Origin of the sequence: Nocardia sp. NPDC051756, assembly GCF_040681495.1 — a bacterium.
In the GTDB taxonomy this organism is placed as follows: Bacteria; Actinomycetota; Actinomycetes; order Mycobacteriales; family Mycobacteriaceae; genus Nocardia.
The window spans coordinates 149650-169243 of sequence record NZ_JBFAYV010000005.1; the positions used below are offsets into that span (position 1 = coordinate 149650).

Sequence of the window (19594 nt, forward strand, 5' to 3'; positions counted from 1 at the left end):
CGACAGCTACCGGATCACAAGTAGAGCACCACCATGCCGTCCTCGACGGCCACCGCGTAGGTGGCCGCCCGGGATCGACCGAGCCGCACCACGGGCTGACCGGTGCGTACGTCGAACTCGAAGTTATGAAAAGGACAGACCAGCACCCACCGGGTGTCGTCCTGGACATGCCGGCAGTCCGGTCCGGCCTGCCACATCCGTTCCAGCGTGCCCGCGGCCAGCGAGGCGCCGTGGTGCGGGCAGCTGTCCGACAGCGCACGGTATTCGCCACCGGGCAGTCCGACCACGACGATCCGCCGAGTCCCGTGACTGAACAGCCGCCGATGGCCGGCGGGCAGCTCCCCCACCGGACAGACTTCGTGGCGGGTGCGGCCTGCGGCCCGCGCCGAGGCCGTCATCGGGTGCGTTCCGCGAGCCGGTAGAACTTCGCGGCGTTGTCGTAGAGGATCTTCTTCTTCAAGTCGGGCGGAAAGCTCGACGGCAACGACCGTTCCGGGCTGTCGGAGTCCCAGTGCGGGTAATCCGAGGAGAACATCAGGAACTCGTCGGTGCCGACCATCTCGAACAGCTGCAGCAAATGCCGGGGATCCGCAGGCGCGTCCATCGGCTGGGTGGTGAACTTGACCTGCTCCCTGATGTACTCACTCGGTAGCCGCTTGACCCACGGAACCTCACGGCGCAGCGCGCGGTAGTTCCGGTCGAACCGCCACATCAGCGACGGCAGCCAGGTCCAGCTCGACTCGATCATGACCACCCGCAGCGTCGGGAACTTCTCCAGCACGCCACCGACGACCAGGCTGATCAGCTGCGACTGCCAGGCCTGCGGGACCGCGGTATGCCACTCGATGAAGTACGGCGGCAGGCCGACCGCGGTCTCCGAGGTCGAGCCGTGGTGGAACCCGACCGCGAGGTCGTTGCGCACACACGCCTCGTAGATGGGGTGGTAGAAGCTCCGGCCCAGTGTGTCGTGGGATATCGCCGGCAGCATGACCTGCACGATGCGGGGGTTCGAACCGACCCGGTCGATCTCCTCGGCCGCTGCGTGTGGATCCTGGGCGGCGATGTGCATCGACCCGAGGAATCGCTCGTCTTTGCGGAGCCATTCCCGAATCAACCAATTGTTGTAAGCCCGCGCCATGGCCGTGGCGAAATCCGGTTGAGTCTTGAACTCGGTCGGATATATCAGGCCGGTCAGAATGGCATGCTTGATATTGTATCGGTCGAGGTGTTGCTCGCGCATGAGAAGGTAATCCGAGCCTGCCTTCTCACCGGGATGGCGGAATGTGTCCGAGCGGGCGACACCGCCGGTTGTCGGCCACGTGTACGGCAGGTTCACGCCGGTCCAATTGTTCGCGTGGATACGACCTCGATATGGCTCGTCGACGTAAAACATGAATCTCGGCCCGCCGATCATCTCATGCACGTCGGTGTCGATGACGGGCGTCGACCGTGGTGCTGCACCCACTGACTCGACCTGCTCGGAAACGGTCGTCATCAAAGGCCCCCTATCCGTTCTCACGCCGATGATCAGGCCTGTCGGCCGCGCGCACGACGGCCTCAGTTTATCGAAAGAAATGTCCGCAGCGAGACCTTGCCTGCCGATGGCCGGACAAAACCGGGAAGTTGCCGATTTTGCCTGTCCGGCCGGATCACGTCACGCCTATCGGCATATTCAGCATCAATGATCGGTCAATAATTTGTCAGCGCCCGTTGCTAGTCTCGGATTCGCCCGAGCGGCGGATTGCGCGGAATTCCCGAACCAGATGAGGATGAATGACGACGGTAGGATTTTCTGCCCCAGGTGAGGGAAACTCCGCCACTTCGGTAACCGGCGCGGCGAGCATGGCGCCCCTGGTGGACGGCTCGAAGTTGATCAGCGATCCGCGGGACCGCCCGGTGATGCGGGCGGCCCACCGAATCTACGAGCATCTGATCGCGATGTTCGCGCCCGGCATCATCGACGCGGCGTTCGAGCTCGGCGTGTTCACCGTGCTCGCGGAGGGGCCGGCGTCGGCCGGCGACCTCGCGGGCCAACTGGACGCCGATCCGCAGGGCCTGCGGGTCCTGCTCGACGGCCTGTACTCCTACGAGATCGTGCACCGGAAGACCGGTGACAACAACCAGAGCATCTACTGGCTGGTCGACGGCATGGCCGAGTGCCTGTTGCCCAACGGCCTGTACAGCCTGGCCGGACGGATCAGTTACGACCGCGCGACCGGCTGGGCGGCGTGGCAGGACTTCGCCGAACGGGTCCGGCGGCCCGCGGTCGACCAGGGTGGCGAATACCAGGCCAACCAGTTGTCCGCGAAGGACTACGAGACCGTCGCCCGAGGCATCAACTTCTGGGCGCCGCCGATCGTCGAAGCGCTGGCCGAGCGGCTGACCGCCCTCGGCTGGACGGTCGATTGCCCACGATCCATGGTGGACGTCGGCTGCGGGACCGGGATCTACAGTCATTTGCTGTTGCAGCGCTTCGACCGATTGCGCGCGACCGGCCTGGACGACGAGCGCATCGCGCCGATCGCCCGAGAGCAAGGGATTTCACTCGGCGTCGAGGACCGGTTCCGGTCAACGGTCCAGAACTTCTTCACCGGCGACTGGGGCACGGGCCACGACCTCGTGCTCCTGGCGAACATCTACCACTTGCAGACCGCTTCCGGCGCCGCGGACCTGACCCGCAACGCGGCAAAAGCGCTGGGCGACAACGGATTCATCGCGATCGTCGACCACATTGTGGACGACCGGATCGACCCGCTGTCGATCCAGAACCGGTTCTTCCGGCTGTTTGCCGCGTCGATGCTGGTTACCGGCGGCGGCGACGCTTACTCGTTGTCGGACTACGACGGCTGGCTCGCCGAGGCCGGCCTGTCCCGCATCGCGCTGGTCGATACCCCGATGCACCGGATTCTTCTCGCACAGCGCACGTGACCGCAGCCGGTTCAGCCGAGCGGGATGGGCGCGGGAAGTGCACCAAGGTCTTTTAAGGAGGCAAGGACGTGACCGAAAACCTAGTGCTGGCCCCAGCCAGGATGACGACAGCGGACATCTTCAATTCCGCTGTTGCGTCGTCCGCAATCAGTGCGGCGTGGGAGCTGGGCGCATTGGACGAGCTGGCTGCCAATGAGAAATTGGATGTGACCGAATTCGCTACTCGCAACGACCTGGACCAGCAGGCGACCGAGGCCCTGTTCCATGCGTTGGCCAGCGTCCGCATCGTGGAGCGCAGCGGCGGCGCGGTGCTGCGCGACGTGAACTTCGCCGACGTGTACAAGGCCAAGGGATTCTTCCATTGGCTGTCGCGGGGATGTGCCGAACTATTCGCGAATACATCCTCGGTACTGCCCAATGGCAACCGCGTCGGCGAATACTACCGGCGCGATTCGGCCGCGATTGCGGTGGCCTGCCGCGATATCAACAAGAACTTCTTCGACCCGGTGTTCTCCGCCGTGATGGCGCCATTGGAGTTCACCAAGGTCGCCGACCTGGGCTGCGGTAGCGCCGAACGCCTGATCAAAGTGCTCGGCTGGCACCCGACCGCGACCGGGTTGGGCATCGACATCGCCGGTGGCGCGCTGCGCCTGGCCCAGGAGTCGGTGGACGCGGCCGGCCTGAGCTACCGCGTATCGCTGATCCAGGACGACGCCACCGCCCCACGGCCGCACCCCGAGTTCACCGACGTGGACCTGCTGACCTGCTTCCTGATGGGCCACGACATGTGGCCACGGGATGAGTGCGTCGCGTCGCTACGAAAGCTCCGCGCGGCGTTTCCCAACGTCAAGCGGTTGCTCCTGGGTGACACCGCCCGGACAACGTCCCTACCGGACACCGATATCCCTGTCTTCACCCTGGGTTTCGAGGTAGCACACCGGATGATGGGTGTGTATTTGCCGACGCTGGAGGAATGGAGCGGCGTGTTCGCCGAGGGCGGCTGGCGGCTCATTCGTCAGCACCTGGTGCCGCTACCGGCCGACAGTGTCATCTTCGAACTCGAGCCGGCCGATTCGGCCGCATGATCCGCAGCGGTGCGGCCGCGGCCGGTTACCCGCTGGACGAAGGATCGCCGAGCGTCGGCTCCTGGACCAGGATCTCCTGGTAGCGCCTTTGCAGGGACGGGCTGGGCGTCAGGCCGAACTCGTCGGCAAGGTGCGCGCGGACCTGATGGAACACGGCGACAGCTTCGGTTTGCCTTCCGCAGCGGTACAAAGCCAGCATCAGGTGCTCGCTGAGCCGCTCCCGCGCCGGATACTGACTGAGTAGCCAACGCAACTCGGCGACCACCTGACGTTCGTGGCCGAGCGCGAGCCGGGCCTCCAGCAGGTCTTCCAGGGCAGTCAGCCGCCGTTCCTCGAGCCGTTCGGCCGCGGCTCTGGCCCGAGGGCCGTCGACGGCATCGGTAAGCGCTGGACCGCGCCACAGGCGCAGCGCCCGATTCAGCGTCTCGACAGCCTGTTCCGGCTGGTCGCGACGGATCTGTGTAGTGCCGTGATCGGTCAGCTCCAGAAAGAGGTTGGCGTCCACGGCATTGCGGGGAATGTCGAGCAGGTAGCCCGCGCCCGCGGTGACCAGCACCGCAGAGCGGCCGGGCTCGCCGGCAAACGGCTCGAGCAGCCTGCGCAGCCGAGTAGCGTTGGCCTGCAAGGCGTTCCGCGCGTTGCTCAGCGGGCTGTCACCCCAGAGCTCGTCCACCATGTCCTGGTAGGACACGGCTATGCCGGCGTTCAAGGCAAGCAGCACCAACATCGCCCGCACCTTCTTCGCCCGAATCGGGCCGCGTTCCTCGGCCGTGCCGATGGTCGCCGCACCGAGAAGCTCTATTCTCACGATCCCCCCAGAAGCTCACACCTCGACGAGTGTAAGTGAGTCCGGTTGGGAGCCTGAACAATTGCCGGTCTGTTGCCGATCGATTACCGAACTACCCGGGGCGGCGATCCCGCGACCGGAACCGGCGCCCCGCGGTCGGTCACTGATCGAGGTGAGCGAGGACGGCCAGGATGCGGCGGTTGTCGTCTTCGCACTCCGGGAGCTGGAGTTTGGCGAAGATGGCGGCGATGTGTTTGGTGACCGCGCTGGCGGAGATGTTCAGCCGGCGGGCGATGGCGATGTTGGAGCGTCCGGCGGCAATGAGGCTCAGGACTTCGCGTTCTCGGGGGCTGAGGTCGGCGGTGCGGCCGCGCGCGTCGCCACGGGTCAGCAGTTTGGCGACGACCTGCGGGTCCATCGCGGTGCCGCCGCCGGCGACGGATTCGACTGCGCCGATGAACTGTTCGGCGTTGGACACCCGGTCCTTGAGCAGATAGCCGACCGCACCGATGCCGTCTGCCAGCAGTTCGCGGGCATAGAGCTGTTCGACGTATTGGGACAGCACCAGCACCGGCAAGCCGGGCCGTTCGCGGCGTGCCTCGATGGCCGCCTGCAGGCCCTCGTCGGTGAACGAGGGCGGCAGTCGTACGTCGACGATCGCGATGTCGGGCCGCTCCTCGGCCAGTGCCCTGCGCAGGGACGGGCCGTTGTCGACGGCGGCCACAATGGTGAAGCCGTGCTCGGTGAGCAGCCGGATCAGCGCATCCCGGATGAGGAACAGGTCCTCGGCGACGACTACTCGGAGCGGAGCGCGCATGGCACCTCCAGCCGTACGTGGGTCGGGCCGCCGGGCGGGCTGTCGATCGCGACGGTGCCGTCGAAGACCGCCAATCTGCTCCGGATGCCTTGCAGCCCTGTGCCATTGGCCGGGTCCACCCCGCCGTCCCCGTCGTCGGTGACAGTACAGCGCAGCACACCGTGGTGATAGCCGAGGGTGACGTGCACGGCGGCGTTACCCGCGTATTTGCCGATGTTGGCGAACAGCTCGTTGACCGCGAAGTAGACCGCCGATTCGACCGCAGGCGCCGGCCTCCCGGTCAGCTCGGAGGCAACGTCGACATCGAGCAGCGAATCCAGTGCCAGGGCGCGGATCGCGTCGGCGAGGCCGCGGTCGGCCAGGACCGGCGGATGCACCCCGCGCACGAGGTCGCGCAGTTCGTCCAGCGCCTGCGACGACGCTTCTCGGGCCGCCGCCACCAGCTGCTTGGCCGCGTCCGGGTCGCCGTCGAACAGCCGCTCGGCGTTGCCGAGGCCGATGCCGAGCGCGACCAACCGGGCCTGCGCGCCGTCGTGCAGATCCCGTTCGATCCGGCGCAGTTCCGCGGCCTGCGCGTCGACCGTGTCCGCGCGCGTGTCCGCCAATGTCTCGACCCGCTTTTCGAGCTCGGTGGTGCGGGACGGCCCGAGCATGTCGGCGATCCAACTGGCCCGCAGCCGTAGCAGTTCCGGTCCGATATAGAGGCCGAGCGCGATCAACCCGATGCCGACCGGGACGGCCAACAGCGCGGCGGGCGTAGAGGTCACGTGGATGGGACCGTAGGAGTTGGTGCCGCCGGCGTCCAGGTTGGCCCGCCACACCCACGGTTGCACCGCCGCGCCGTACAACCCGTACAGCGGCATGCCGAGCGCCAGCGCGGCGGTCCAGGTGCCGATGATCGGGTCGACGAACGCCCACATCACATCCCGCCAGGTGGCGGGGGCCTTCAACAGCCCGACAGCGCTCGTCTCGGCGCCGTAGGGCCGTTCGATGTGCTCGCCTAGCCGGCCGCACACCCAGCGAGCCGCGTTCGCGACCGTCCGCAGCAACGCGACCGCTGACGGGAACACCAACCGGCCGATGCCGACCACCATCAGCGCCGCACTGACCAGAACCAATGCGGCCGCGGCGATTCCGGCAACCGACAGGCAGATCATGGCCAGCGCGTACACCGGTCCGGCAAGTCTCGCCCGCATCCCTGTCCCCCCGTTCCGTGCCGATGGCACCTTCGCATTCTCATCCGAAGTTTTCATCATCATCCCCGACTTCCGATCCGCCTGAATACCACCAGGGCCACCGAACCCGCAAGGCCCGCGACGCACAGCCACGCGAACAGATCGCCGACCACGCCGTAGACCGTTCGGGTGCCGCGCGTCGGCACGGACACGATCATGCTCTGCTGGGTGGTGCTGAAATAGTTTGTCCTGGCCAGGTTCTGGCCGTACATGTCGACGGTGATGGAGATGCCGTTGCTGGTCTGCCGGACCAGGCTGTAGCCGTTCTCGACGGCACGGAACACCGCGTTCGCCGCCTGCGCACGCTCGATCCCCGGCCAGTCGTTGGACGGGACCAGCATGATGTCGGCGCGGGTTCGCAGGGTGCCGGGAAACTGGGCGTCGAAGCAGATCACGTTGGCGAGCCTGCCGTACGGTGTGGCCGACACCGGCGCGATTCCATCGCCCGGCCGCAGGCTTTCCATGCCGGGGACCGGATGCGCCTTGTCGTAGGTCGACAGCACTTGCCCGTCCGGCGCCACCAGCACGGCGATATCGCGTGAGCGCGGCTGCTGTTGCCCGTCGAGCAGCACGGCGATGCCCACACCGAGATAAATCTGTTTGTCCCGGGCAAGTTCGCGCGCCGTGTGCATGAACTCCGGATAGTCCTCCTCGAGCACTACCGCGGCGGTCTCCGCCCACGTGACGATCTTCGCGCCGCCGTCGGCCTCGATCCGGCTCCGGGCGAACAGGTCCTCGTTGAGCACCGCGAACGCCTGCCGCAGCACCGGTTTCTGTTCGGACAGCACCTGCGGAGTGTGGAAATTGTCGATCTCCCGCGACCGCTCCTCGGCCGCGCGGGACACGCTGATCCCGGCGACGCGCACCAGATTCGGCGCGTCCGAGGCCAGGGCCAACCGTAGCCCGCCGCCGAAGAGCACGAGAACCAGCACCGAGACGTAGGCCAGGGCCACGGTGCGGATCGACGGCCAATGCCACCGGCATTCGAGCGCGACGTTCACGATCGGCGCGAGCCAGGCCATCAGGAAACTCAGACCATAGACGCCGGTGACCGAAACCAGTTGCAAAAAAGGCAGATTCGCCGACTGGGTAGCGGCCAGGGGTCCGAAGACCGTCCCGAACGGGCTCACCTGTGTCACCAGGAACTCCACGGCCACCCGCGCCGCGGGAAACACCAGTGTCGCCGCGATCGGATTCAACCGCCGGAACAGCAGCCGGTCGACCAGCAGCGGAACACAAAGGAGCACACCCGGAATCGCGCAGCCGAGCAGGATCGGCAGGACCGCGAACCGCCCCGCGGCAGCGACCAGAACCACTGCCTCGGCCACCGAGAACAACGCCACCCACAGGAAGCCGGTGACCACCCGGGCCCCTCGGGTGAACCGCATCAACGCGATGGAGAACAACCACGCCGCGACCGGTATCGCCCATTCGCCGCTCGTGCCGACCAGGCTGAGCGCAACGCCCGCCACCAACCAGAGGTACCTCCACCGGCCGGTGGAGAACGCATTGTTTGCCATACATCGAAGCCTCTCCGATCGGAGGCCCGCTGCCATTGGGGCTGAGTTCCCACTTCCCCTGTAGTTATCTCCACCACCGGTCGGTCACAACAGGCGCCGCGAGCGCAGATCGCTGACGTATTTGCCGATCAACTCGGGCCCGATGCGCGGAATGTCCCCGGCGGTCCCGATGCCCGCCTGCTGCACAGCGCGCCGAAAACCCTCGGCGGGCAACAGCGCACCCGGGACCGCCGGTCCCCGGCTGCGGAAGGCGTGCAGCAGCGGCAGCACGGTGTGCGGCGTGTGGTGTTCGGGCAGGGCGCGCAGCGCGGTCTCGAATCGGGTCAGCCAGCGGTCGTAGTCGTCGATCCGCTCGATCGCCTGACCGGCCTCGACGAGCCAATCGATGAAGGTGTCCAACGAGATTCCGTCGTCGTGCGGATTCAGCACGTCGAAGGTCTGGAAGCCCGCGGTGGCCCGCGCGCCGAGGGCGGCGACGGCCGCCGCGGTGAAATCGGCGGGCAGCCCGGTGTAATGGGCGCGACGGCCGTCGCCCGCGTAGAACGATTTCGGGGCGACACCGGTCAGCAACACGCTGAGCAGCAACCGAGTGAACATATCCGCCACATTCAGCTGACCCTCGAAGCGGCTGTGCGCCAAGACCATATCCGAACGGAACACCGCCACCGGCAGCCCGCACAGCTCGTGCGACTCCCGCAGCAACACCTCGCCGGCCCACTTGCTGCTGCCGTACCCACCCGCGTACCGGCCGTCCAGCACGCGCACCGGGCTCATCTCGCGAATATCACCGTCCTCGGCGAACACCGCGGGCGGGATCTGATCTGCCACGGCCACCGTGGACAGGTAGGTCACCGGTTTGCGCCGCGCGGTCAGCGCCAACCGGATGATCTCGGCCGTGCCGACGACATTCGGCCCGAACAGCTGCGCATACGGCAGCACGTGATTGACCAGCGCCGCCGGATGCACGATCAGATCGACGGTCGCCGCCAATCGCCGCCACTGTGGCTCGCGCACACCGAGATTCGGCTCGCCGATATCACCGGCCACCACCTCCAGCGTGCCCGCCGCCAGGTTCCGGTAATGCCGTCTCAGCTCCGGATCGCTGTCGAAGACCCGGTCCAGCCGGGCGCGCGCGGCCTCGGCATCGTCGCCGCGCACCGGACAGATCAGGGTTCCGCCTGATTCATGCAAGCGCTCCAGCCATTCCAGGCACAGGAATCGGCCCAGATACCCGTTGGCGCCGGTCAGCAGTACCGTGTGCGGCGGCTGCGGTGCGAGCGGCAGCGCGCGGGCCCCCGCGAGCAGGTCCGCGTCGATGAACCGGTCCAACCGCAGATCGGTCGCGCGAACCCGTTTCTCGTCACCGTGCACCGATCGCGCGGTCGGCCGCAGCCCACCACGGCGCCGCTCGGCACCGATGTAGTCGGCCAGTCGCTGTAGCGTCGTCGCCGGGCCGACGATCACGCCGACCGGCACGTCGACCCCGAAGGCCTCACCGAGCAGCGTCGAGAACGACAGCGCCGACAGCGAATCGCCGCCCAGATCGGTGAAATGCGTGTCCGGGCCCGCCGCACTGCTCAACAGTGCCCGCGCGGCCCGCACGACCGTATCCAGCACCGGCCGGGTGGCCGCCGCGCCGCGCAGCGCCACCAACTCCTCGGCCTGCCGCCGGTCCAGATCGGCGTGGAGTTGCTCGAGTCGTTCGCCGTAGCGTTCTTTCAGCTTGGGCCGCAACGGTTTTCCGATTCCGGACAGCAGACCGCCTGCCACACTGAACGGCTCGGTCTCGATCAGGAACTCGCGCGGGATCTCGTAGGAGTTCAGCCCGGCCTGCCTGGCCACCTCCCGCAGCGAATGTGCCAGTGCCGCTGCCTGATCCGCGCTGTCGCGGGCGATAACCTCCGGCGTGGGGACGATCACGGCGAGCAGATAGGACCACTCCCCCGAGCCGTGCACATAGATCTGGCGGATCAGCGGACTCGCCGAATACAGCGCCTCCAGCTTGGCTACCGCGACGAATTCACCCTGGGCCAGCTTGAGCACATTGTTACGGCGATCCACGACGACCACCTGGTCCGGCCCGAGTTCGGCCACCACATCGCCGGTCCGATAGAAGCCGTCGGCGTCGAACATCTCGGCCGTGACCTCCGGGCGCTTGTAGTAGCCGGGGAACATGGTCGTGGTCTTGAGCAACAGCTCGCCGCGCGGATACGGTTTGTCGGTGCCGAAGCAGCCGAGCTCGGGCACATCCTCGAGGCGATAGCCCAGCACCGGCGGGCGACGCAACCGATTGCCCACGATGATGCCACCGCCCGCCTCGGTGGAACCGTAGCCGTCGCGCAGCTCCACCTCCAGCACGGACTCCATGAATCGACTCAGCTCAGGCGACAACGGAGCGCTCACACACCAGGCAACCAGGTAGCGTCCGCCGAAAACGCCATGGCGCAGTTCGGCTTTCACCGCGTCCTCGGCGGCCGCCCGATCTTCCCCGGCCGCGACCCGGCGATCGGACTCACTGCGGAAGTGCTGGTAGACCAGCTCGCACACGCGCGGCACGAAGTACAGCTCGGTCGGGCGGCTGAGCGCGAGATCCTCGAACAGGGTGGACAGATCACTCGCGGCCGCGAAATACGCTGTGCCGCCCCGCGCGAGCGCCCCGCCCAGCATCAACCGCCCGGACTGGTGGCTGAGCGGCAAATATTGGAAGACCAAGCCGGGCACCGGGATCTCCAGCGAGAACAGCCACATCGCGGCCGCCAGCCGATCGGTGTAGATCGCCCCCTTGGGCGCGCCCGTGCTGCCGGAGGTATAGATCAGCGCCGACAGCGGGTCCGCACCGGGCGCCGCGACGAACCGCGGCGCGGGCAGCGACGTGCCCCCGCGGGCCAGCGCCTGCGCCAGCGTCTCGATCACCACCGGGACATCGGACAACCGCTGCCGGACCGATTCCAGTGCGGCGCTGTGCCGTTCGTCGTCGTCATGATGGTCGAAGATCAGCAGCCGTCGCACCGTGCGGTCGCCGGCAATCGCCTCGGCCGCCGCTCCAGCCGATTCGGGTGTGGCGGCGAGAATGCGCGGCTCGGTCTCGGCGATGATCGACTTCCACTGCGCCACTGGCGCATTGGCCTGTAGCGGCACCGCCACCGCGCCCACGTGTATACAGGTCAAATCCACCACGGTGTAGTCGCTGCTGGTGAAGCCGAGGGTGCAGACGAAATCACCGGGCCGCAGGGCGATCTCGGCATCGTGGCGCCACGCCGCGGCGAGCGCGGCGATCCGCTCGCCCAGTTCCCGATAGCTGATCGTGGTGTATTCCGGCAGCAGTCGCCGCACGAGCCGCCCGGATTCGTCGCGAGCGAGCGCGGTGGCCCGCTGCGCCAGGGCCGGCCGGTCGGCATAGCCGTCGATGACCGTGGCGAGGATCTCCGCCAACCGCAGATCGGGTTGCCGCAGCCGTTCGGCGATTTCCCGGGACGGCATCGCCGCCCGCACCTGTCGATCGGCCAGCGTCGCGGCTATCCGGCCATCGGACGGGTTCAGCGTTTGGCCTCCTTCCTGAAGACGAACAGCCATACCGGGCCGGTCACGAACCACAGAACGGTGATGATTTCCAACGGATCCATGACCCCGCGCAATGCGGTGGCCTGCTCCGGATTTGCCACGGTCACCGACAGGCCGAAGCACACGACAATGGCGATGGCGGCAGCGATCAGCCATTTCCCGAACGACTTCAGCTCGGCCCGAATACCTTCCGACCCCTGGTCCGCACGCTTCGGCGGACGCGGACCTCCGCCGAACCAATGGGCGAACCACGAGTCGGCCCAGCGCACCGCCGACTTGCCGAAGACAACGGTGACGCCGAGATAGATCCCCGCCAGCAAATGCGCGGCGGTGATTTCCGCACCTCGATGCACGTCGATCGCCACCGCCACGACCAGTACCACATCGATCAACGGAACCAACGCCAGCACAATCGAACTCGCTCGCCGTAGCCGCAGCGCGTAGCGCAACAGCATGCCGAGCAAAATGGTGAGCCAAAATCCCGCCTCACAGGCGAGAATCGTGGCTATTACCGGGTCCACCCCGGTCCCCGCAGTGGAGCTCATACGCACCCTTCCTGGATTCGTCGATCGTTGTCGAGCACACTCAGCAACTGTTCGGCCATAGCATCGAGGGTCGGATAGTCGAAGACGATCGTCGACGGCAACGGACACCCGAACCCGGACTGCAGATCCCGCCTGAGCTGGATTGCCATGAGGGAGTCGAGCCCACGGACGAAGAAGTCCTCGTCGGTGGAAAGGTCCACCGATTCGCCCAGCACATCCGTGACGACTTCCAGCAGAAAGGACGCGACCAGTTCCCGGCGCTGCGCTCCGGTCGTCGTGTCCAGCCGGGTCCGCAGCGACCGTAGGTTCTCGGCGGCATCGGAAAGCCGTTTGTACGGCATATCGGCCAGCAATCCATCGAGGATCGCGGAATCGTGTCCCGAAAAGCGAGGCCAGTCCATCGGCAGGACGGCGACGGCCGGCTCGGTCACTTCCGCTTCGAGCAGCATGCCCAGCAACCCAAGGCCGTCCTTTTTCGGGATGACTCGCTCCCCCGTTCGCTCGAGCACGAAGTCGCGTCCCATCCGCGCGCTCATGCCTGCCTCCGCCCAGGATCCCCATTGAATGGCGAGCGCCCGCTGCCCTAGACCGCGCCGAAAGGACGCGAGCCCGTCGAGAAACGCGTTGGCTGCGGCATAACTGCCCTGACCGGGCGTGCCGAACAGCGAGGACACCGAGGAGAACAGGACGAACATGTCGAGTTCGAGGCCGGCTGTCGCGGTGTGCAGATTCCACGCCCCGACCGCCTTGGATTCCATGACCCGGGCGAAGCGTTGCTGCGTCTGGAGCAGGAGCACGCCGTCATCCAGCACACCGGCCAGATGGAACACCCCGGCCACCGCCGGCCACCGCGGATCGCCCTCGATCTGCGCGAACACCTCGCGGATCCGGCCGGCGTCCGCGACATCAGCGATCACCACCTCGACGACGACTCCGGCCGTGACCAATTCGTCCACCACCCGCCGAGCATCCGGTTCCGGCGGGCGCCGACCGATCAACACGATGTGCCGAGCACCCGCGCGATGCAGCAGTCCCGCGGTTTCGCGGCCCAGTCCACCGAAACCGCCGGTGATCACATAGGTGCGATCCGCGTGAATCGTGCGGTTCGGCTCGGGCGACGGCACGGACCGGCGCGCCAACCTGGCCATCAGCCTGGCCTGGCCGTGGTAGGCGATCTGGCTGGCCCGTGAATCGTCGGCGAGTGCGGCCGACGACGCGAGTTCGGCACAGGCCGTGGATAATTGGGCGTCGAGGTCGACCTCGGTATCGATGTCGACGTGGGTGAGCGCCAGCTCCGGGAGCTCGGCTGCGGCTACCCGCGCCAGGCCGGACAGGCTCGCCTGCGCCGCGGACGTGACCGATCGGCCTGCGACCGAATGCGCACCGCTGGTCAACAGGCACAGCCGCGAGCTGATCGTGCCCAGGCCGATCCGTTGCATCAGCTCGAGCAACTGCTGACCCAGCCGGACAGCGTCGGCGGCTGGATCGACCTCGGCTCGCCCGACACAGCACATGACCACCAGATCGTAATCGGCGTCCGGCAGGCGGATCGAATGGATATCGGTCGTCAGATCGCATGCGACGCCGAGTGTTTCGGCGCGTTCGACCAGTTCCTTCGCCCACTCGGTATCCGACACGACCAGCCACCGGCCCGTGGCGGCGGTCCGTGCGGGCCGGTCGGTCGGCACCCATCGCGTCGTGTACAGCCACTCACTCGACGGACGTCGCCGCGACGGCAGCATCGCGTCCGGAGCGGCGCGTTTCAGCAGGACCCCGGTCATCGTCAGAATCACGTCGCCGTCCGGGGTGAACAAGACCACGTCGGCCTGCAGGGTTTCCGGGTCGTCACCGGCGGGCGGACGCAGCCTGACGTGACACCATCCCTGCGCGGCCGGAGCGTTCTCGAAGCGCAGCAGGTCGCAGCCCAGGGGCACATAGGTTCTGGGGCCGAGCTTTTCCGGATAGGTGACGGTGACTGCCAGCAGACACGCCTCGAGGAGCACCGGATGGATCCGGTGGCGAGGCAGCTCGGCGCGCAGCGCGGAACCGAGCGAGATCTTCGACAGTGCCTCGTGGCCCTGTTGCCACAATCGTTCGGTGACCCGGAACATCGGTCCCAGATCGATGTCTCGCCGCAGTTCGCGGGCGTAGATCTCGGCCACGTCCACCTCGTGCCCATCGAATTCGGCACGGAGCCGGGCGAGCTCGTTCGCGCTGCCCCCCGGCGCATGGGCTGGATCCGCCCTGCGCACGCGACCGGAGGCGTTGCGGGTCCAGGTCTGTCCCGCGGCGCGGGAATGGATCTCGACGATGTCGAAGCCGTCATCGGCCGGCATCCAGGCGGTCTGTAGCTGCCTGTCGGCTCGCGCATCCGGGAAGTCCATGGCGCGGTGAATGACGAAATCGTGCAGCTCTACCGGAATCGCTCCGTAGACCTCCGATGCCGCGGCGAAGATGATTTCCTGATGGGTCACGCCGGGTAACACAATCGTCCGGAAGACCCGGTGATCCGATAGCCACGGGATCGTCGCGGGTCCGGCGGTGCCGTCGAATCGGATTCCCCTTCCGTCCGCGAGGTCGAGCCGATGGCCGAGCAATGACCGGCCGGCCGATTGCGCGGCCGTCGATCGAGGCGCGTCGACCCAATAGCGTTCGCCCTGCCAAGGATAGGTCGGCGCGACCGTCCGTCGACAGCCCTGTCCGTCGAAGACCGCACGCCAGTCAATCGAGAATCCGGCCGCGTACACGGCAGCGACCGACGCCGACAGCCGAGCCCATGGCCGATCGGGCCGCATGGTGGCGATCAGCGCGGTGTCCGGGCCGACGCGCTCGTCGATGTGTTGCAGCAGGGTCGGTCTCGGCGAAACCTCCACCACCGCCCGCAGATCCGCGGCCCGCAACGTGGTGGCGGCGTCCCGGAAGCGGACGGGCCGGACGATTTGGCTCGCCCAGTATCGCGGGTCGGTGATCTCCGGACCGGCGATCTCCCCGGTCACGGTCGACACGAGCGGGATCCGCGGCTCCCGGTACCGAATGGTCCGCGCGATGGTCTCGAATTCGTCGAGCATCGGTTTCATCAACGGCGAATGGAACCCATGGGACACGTCGAGCGTTCGGTAGGAAATGCCCAGGGCGTGCAATTCAGCACAGGTGCGGGCTATTTCGTCGGTACGGCCGGATATCACGGTGGACCGCGCACCATTGATCGCCGACACGGCGCAGTGCGCGCCCAGTAGCGGCCCGACCGTCGCCTCGTCGGTGTTCACCGTGACCATCGCGCCGGCCTCCGGCAGCGCCTGCATGAGCCGGCCGCGGGCCTGAACCAATGTCAGCGCGTCCTCCAGCGAGAAGACGCCCGCCACGCACGCGGCGACATATTCACCCAGACTGTGCCCGACGACGACATCCGGTTCGACGCCCCACGATCGCCACACCATCGCGAGCGCGTACTCGACGGCAAAGAGCGCGGGCTGGGCGTAGGCGGTTTCGGTGATCGAAAACGTCTGTCCCGCAGTGCTGAACAAGGCCGACAGCAGCGGCAGTTCGAGTCGTTCGCGGAGCAGCTCATCGCATCGATCGAGGGTTTCCCGGAAGATCGGCAGGCACTGGTAGAGCTCTCGCCCCATGTCCGCGTACTGGGCGCCCTGCCCGGCGAATACGAATCCCAACCGCGGGGTTCCGATCCCGGGCGCCGGGGTGTCACGACTCAACGCGTCATTCAGCAGTTCGGTCGCCTGCTCGGTCGAATGAGCGGCGAATGCCCGGCGATGCGAAAAGTGCATGCGCCCGGTCGCCGCCGTGTAGCACACATCGCCGAAATTCACCTCCGGGTGTTCGGCGAAGTAGTCGAGATAACGTCGCGACAATTGCTCCAGGGCAGTGCCGGTCCGGGCGCTGAGCGTCAGCACGAACGGTTGGTGATCGACTCGTTCCACGGTCGGCCGCGACGGCGGTTCCTGTAGCACCACCGAGCAATTGGTGCCGCCCATGCCGAGGGCGGTCACACCGGCCGTGCGCGGCAGCGCGGCCCGCGCCCACGGTTTGGTCTCGGTGTTGACATAGAAGGGTGTGCGGGTGAAGTCGATCTCCGGGTTGGGCCGCTCGAAATGCAGGCTGGGCACCAACATCCCGCGTTCGACGGACAACGCGGTCTTGATCAGCGCGGCCATGCCCGCCGCCTCGTCCAGATGGCCGATATTCGATTTCACCGACCCGATCGCGCAGTGCTGCGCCGTCGAGGCCGGCTGGTCGGCGAAGGCCGCGGCCAGGCCGGCCACCTCGATCGGATCCCCCAGCGCGGTGCCCGTCCCGTGCGCCTCGACGTATCCGAGGTCGGCGGGACGCATCCCAGCGGTGTGCAGGGCGGCCCGCACCACATCGGCCTGCCGCTGCACGCTCGGCGCGGTGAAGCCGACCTTGTCGTTGCCGTCGTTGTTGATCGCGGATCCCTTGACGACGGCTATGATTCGGTCGTCGTCCTTCAGCGCGTCGGCCATTCTCTTCAAAACGACTACGCCGCAACCACTTCCGAACAGTGTGCCGGTCGCATTCGCATCGAATGGGCGAGTATGACCGTCGTCGGAGAGAATCATTCCCGGCTCGTGCAGGTAACCCGACTCCTGCGGCGCGACGATGTGCACCGCGCCCGCCAGGGCCATGTCACTGTCACCGGATCGCAGGCTCGCACACGCCAGGTGAACGGCGACCAGCGATGTCGAACACGCGGCCTGGACCGCGACGCTGGGTCCCCGCAGATTCAACAGATACGAGACCCGGGTGGCCAGATAGTTTCCGTCGTTGCCGAGCTTGAGCTGGAACTGCTCCAAATCCGCCTCGGTGAAAGCCTTTTCGACGCCGTAGCCGAAATGCGGCAGCAGGTTGTTGATCAGATAGGTGCTCATCGCCGAGCCTGCGAAAACACCTACCGCCCCGGTGTTGTCGGCACCGGGCACATACCCGGCATGCTCCAGAGCTTCCCACGCGCACATGAGCATGAGGCGCTGCTGCGGATCCAGCAGCGTCGCCTCCCGCGAGCTGAGACCGAAGAAGGACGCGTCGAATCGGTCGATGTCCGGCAGGATCGCACCCATGGCCACGAAATCGGGGTGCGCGGCCAGATCCGCGTCCCGCTGATCGGTGGCAGTTCCGGTCATCGAACGCACGGATTCCACCCCGTCGAGCAGGTTCCGCCAGAACTTCTCGATATCACCGGCGCCCGGAAACCGCCCGGCCATACCGATGATCGCTATATCGTGGCCGCCCGTAGTGCGCTCGGGTCCCGGTCCGCGCTCCCGCCGCGGCACGGTCGTTTCGTCCAAGTAGCCGGCCATCGCCCGGATGGTCGGATAGCGGACCAGATCTACCATGGGGATTTCGCGACCGGTCCGCCGAGCGAATTCCTGCCGCACGGCGCCGAGGAGCATCGAGGTTCCGCCGAGGTCGAAGAAACGGTCATCGATCGAGAGTGCGGATACCCGGAGCACCGACCGCCATACGTCGACCAGCAGCTGCTCGGTCGCCGACTTCGCGGCGACCATACGCGTCGGCGCCAGCCGGTCGAACGTCTCGGGTGGCAGCAGCTGCCGACGATCGATCTTGCCGCTGGCGGTCATCGGCAGGGCCGTCACAAAGCTATAGGCCGCCGGCAACAGCTGCGGCGGCAGCGTCGACCGAAGGTATTCGTCGAGCACCGCGCCCCCGCCACGCGGGTCGAGACCGGCACCGGGCAGCACGTGCGCAACCAGGCGCGCATGCCCATTGATCTCGTGCGCGAGCACCGCGGCGGCCCGCACCCCCGAATGGTTCAGCAGCAACGCCTCTATCTCACCCGGTTCTATCCGTATCCCGTGCACCTTCACTTGCCCGTCGGATCGACCGAGCAATTCGATCGTGCCGTCGGATCGGCGCCGGGCGATATCTCCGGTGCGGAACAGCCGCCCCGCGCCGAATCGGTTCGCCACGAATCTGCTGGCCGTCAATCCCGGCTGCCTCAGGTAGCCCGATGACACCCCGACGCCGGCAACGCACAGTTCGCCGGTCGCGCCGTCGGGTAGCTCCCGTAGCGCGTCGTCCACAATGTGCACCGAGACGCCCGCGATCGGCCGGCCGATCGGGGCGACAACCGGCCAATCATCCGGTTCGCCCGCGAGCGTGTGTGCGGTGGCGTCCTGAAATTCGGTGGCCCCGTAGTGATTGTGCAGGCGCGCGCCGGTGCGGCGGAACAGGTCTCTGATATCGCGGGTGATCCGGAGTTGCTCCCCCGTCGTGACGACCTCGCGCAGAACCAGCCCGGTCGCCGACTCCGCCGCTGCGCGTGCCAGCTGATCCAGCATCGCGACCGGCACGAACAGCCGCTCGATTCGCTCGTCCCGGAGAAAGGCCGCCAGCGCGTACGGATTTCGCCGGACATCGTCATCGCCGAACACGAGCGTGCCGCCGAAGCACAGCGTCGAGAAGATCTCGTGGAACGCGAAATCGAAACTCACGGCACAGATCTGGGCGGTGCGCAGCGCACAGGTGCCCGGCCTGACACTGTCGTGCCAGGTCAACAGGTTGGTCAACGCCCGGTGCGGCATGACCACACCCTTGGGCACGCCCGTCGATCCCGAGGTGAAGATCGCATAGGCCGGATCGTCCGGAGCGGCCGCGATGACCGAATCGCCGCCCGCCACAACGGGTTCGGGGATGTCGGCGCCCGGCCCCGGACGACATTCCGCGTCGAGCGCCACGGTCGGCGCCGACAGTCCGGGCAGGCCCCCGGCATCCGCGTCCACGAATACCCGCCCGATGCCTGCGACCGCGATGATGTGCTCGATCCGGTCGGCCGGATCGGCTACATCCATCGGGACATACACCGCACCGATGCGCAGCACGCCCAGCATCGTCGCGACAGCCGCGGGCGTGCGGGCCATCCGCACACCCACGACATCGCCACGGCCGAAGCCGTCCTGCTGCAGGAGCGCCGCGATCCGCCCGGCCAGCTCGTCGAGTGCCCGATAGCTGATCTGCCGCTGTCCGTGAACGATCGCCACACTCCCGGCGCGCGCTGCTCGCGCATGCCGCGCCACCAGTGCGGGAACAGTCGAGTCGGCGTTCTCGGCACGGTCCTGCATCCGA

11 protein-coding genes are annotated in these 19594 nt (G+C 67.1%); 2 read left to right on the plus strand and 9 right to left on the minus strand.

Annotation, left to right across the window (positions count from 1 at the left end; all coding sequences use genetic code 11):
- Positions 1–14 precede the first annotated feature (14 nt).
- Both AB0M22_RS22670 and AB0M22_RS22675 read right to left on the minus strand, forming a co-directional pair.
- Positions 15–398: a Rieske (2Fe-2S) protein gene (locus AB0M22_RS22670; RefSeq protein ID WP_364730142.1), complete on the minus strand. Its 384-nt coding sequence runs from the start codon at positions 396–398 to the stop codon at positions 15–17.
- Positions 395–1495, minus strand: coding sequence for an amidohydrolase family protein (locus tag AB0M22_RS22675; RefSeq protein ID WP_364730145.1), 1101 nt, complete (start codon positions 1493–1495; stop codon positions 395–397). Before AB0M22_RS22675 ends, AB0M22_RS22670 begins: the two co-directional genes overlap by 4 nt.
- Positions 1496–1854: 359 nt before the next feature.
- On the opposite strand from AB0M22_RS22675, the gene AB0M22_RS22680 reads away from it, so the two are divergent.
- Positions 1855–2928 carry a class I SAM-dependent methyltransferase gene (locus AB0M22_RS22680; protein ID WP_364730148.1) on the plus strand — a complete coding sequence of 358 codons (1074 nt, stop codon included), beginning with the start codon at positions 1855–1857 and terminating at the stop codon, positions 2926–2928.
- Positions 2929–2996: 68 nt separating this feature from the next.
- Complete coding sequence (locus AB0M22_RS22685) at positions 2997–4013, plus strand: class I SAM-dependent methyltransferase (protein ID WP_364730151.1); 1017 nt, start codon at positions 2997–2999, stop codon at positions 4011–4013.
- A 25-nt stretch (positions 4014–4038) separates the two neighbouring features.
- Here the strand turns inward: AB0M22_RS22685 and AB0M22_RS22690 are convergent, their stop codons facing one another.
- From AB0M22_RS22690 to AB0M22_RS22720, 7 genes are all read right to left on the minus strand, one after another.
- Positions 4039–4821 (minus strand): AfsR/SARP family transcriptional regulator, encoded by a 783-nt coding sequence (locus AB0M22_RS22690; protein WP_364730155.1) that lies wholly within the window; start codon positions 4819–4821, stop codon positions 4039–4041.
- A 139-nt stretch (positions 4822–4960) separates the two neighbouring features.
- Entirely contained in the window at positions 4961–5617 is a 657-nt protein-coding gene (locus AB0M22_RS22695) for a response regulator transcription factor (RefSeq protein ID WP_364730158.1), read from the minus strand.
- Positions 5596–6813: a sensor domain-containing protein gene (locus AB0M22_RS22700; protein WP_364730161.1), complete on the minus strand. Its 1218-nt coding sequence runs from the start codon at positions 6811–6813 to the stop codon at positions 5596–5598. Before AB0M22_RS22700 ends, AB0M22_RS22695 begins: the two co-directional genes overlap by 22 nt.
- Positions 6814–6872: 59 nt before the next feature.
- Complete coding sequence (locus AB0M22_RS22705; RefSeq protein WP_364730164.1) at positions 6873–8372, minus strand: nitrilase-related carbon-nitrogen hydrolase; 1500 nt, start codon at positions 8370–8372, stop codon at positions 6873–6875.
- Positions 8373–8456: 84 nt separating this feature from the next.
- Entirely contained in the window at positions 8457–11945 is a 3489-nt protein-coding gene (car, locus tag AB0M22_RS22710; protein ID WP_364730166.1) for a carboxylic acid reductase, read from the minus strand.
- On the minus strand, positions 11909–12478 hold the full coding sequence (locus AB0M22_RS22715) for a hypothetical protein (RefSeq protein WP_364730169.1): 570 nt from the start codon (positions 12476–12478) through the stop codon (positions 11909–11911). The genes car and AB0M22_RS22715 overlap by 37 nt, the downstream gene beginning before the upstream one ends.
- A complete protein-coding gene (locus tag AB0M22_RS22720; protein WP_364730172.1) occupies positions 12475–19590 on the minus strand; it encodes a type I polyketide synthase in 7116 nt (2371 codons plus the stop codon). Before AB0M22_RS22720 ends, AB0M22_RS22715 begins: the two co-directional genes overlap by 4 nt.
- Positions 19591–19594: the final 4 nt, after the last annotated feature.

Bases quoted from the DNA above. Each gene is read 5' to 3' on its own strand.
- AB0M22_RS22695 (WP_364730158.1), bottom strand. From the start codon at position 5,617: ATGCGCGCTCCGCTCCGAGTAGTCGTCGCCGAGGACCTGTTCCTCATC.
- AB0M22_RS22705 (WP_364730164.1), bottom strand. From the start codon at position 8,372: ATGGCAAACAATGCGTTCTCCACCGGCCGGTGGAGGTACCTCTGGTTG.
- car (WP_364730166.1), bottom strand. From the start codon at position 11,945: ATGGCTGTTCGTCTTCAGGAAGGAGGCCAAACGCTGAACCCGTCCGAT.
- AB0M22_RS22720 (WP_364730172.1), bottom strand. From the start codon at position 19,590: ATGCAGGACCGTGCCGAGAACGCCGACTCGACTGTTCCCGCACTGGTG.
- AB0M22_RS22675 (WP_364730145.1), bottom strand. From the start codon at position 1,495: ATGACGACCGTTTCCGAGCAGGTCGAGTCAGTGGGTGCAGCACCACGG.
- AB0M22_RS22715 (WP_364730169.1), bottom strand. From the start codon at position 12,478: ATGAGCTCCACTGCGGGGACCGGGGTGGACCCGGTAATAGCCACGATT.
- AB0M22_RS22670 (WP_364730142.1), bottom strand. From the start codon at position 398: ATGACGGCCTCGGCGCGGGCCGCAGGCCGCACCCGCCACGAAGTCTGT.
- AB0M22_RS22700 (WP_364730161.1), bottom strand. From the start codon at position 6,813: ATGCGGGCGAGACTTGCCGGACCGGTGTACGCGCTGGCCATGATCTGC.